Raw genomic sequence first — 494 nt, forward strand, 5'->3', positions numbered from 1 at the left:
GGCATCCAGCCTGGTAGCGGCGGAAACACGTTGGTGCAGAAGATCATCAAGGACAACTCGTATGGTTTGAGTTTGAAGGATTTCAAACTGGTCGAGTCTGGTGAAGCAGGCATGATCCAAGAGGTAGGTCGCTCGATTCAACGCAAGAAGCCCATTGTGTTCCTGGCGTGGGCGCCTCACCCAATGAACGTGAACATGGACATCGTGTATCTAACGGGTGGTGATGATTCCTTCGGTCCCGATTTCGGCGCAGCAACGGTCAAAACCATCACATCCAAAGGCTATGCCGAGCGCTGCGGTAACGTTGGCAAGTTGTACAGCAATCTGAAATTCACGGTCGACATGGAGAGCAGCATCATGAACTCCCTCGACAAAAAGGAGCCCGCTTTGAGTGCAGCGAAAAAATGGCTGGCCGCTCATCCTGAGACTCTGGATAGCTGGCTGGCTGGTGTGACTACCGTCGACGGTAAAGACGCGAAAGCAGCAGTATTAGC

The 494-nt window shown here is 52.8% G+C and carries 1 protein-coding gene; it reads left to right on the forward strand.

The features are described 5' to 3' along the window. Nucleotides 1–33 precede the first annotated feature (33 nt). Nucleotides 34–494: glycine betaine ABC transporter substrate-binding protein (locus AC1DH9_RS30830; protein WP_477809544.1), on the forward strand; the 461-nt coding region annotated here is incomplete at its 3' end.

This window comes from Pseudomonas sp. 05T35 (assembly GCF_056396605.1).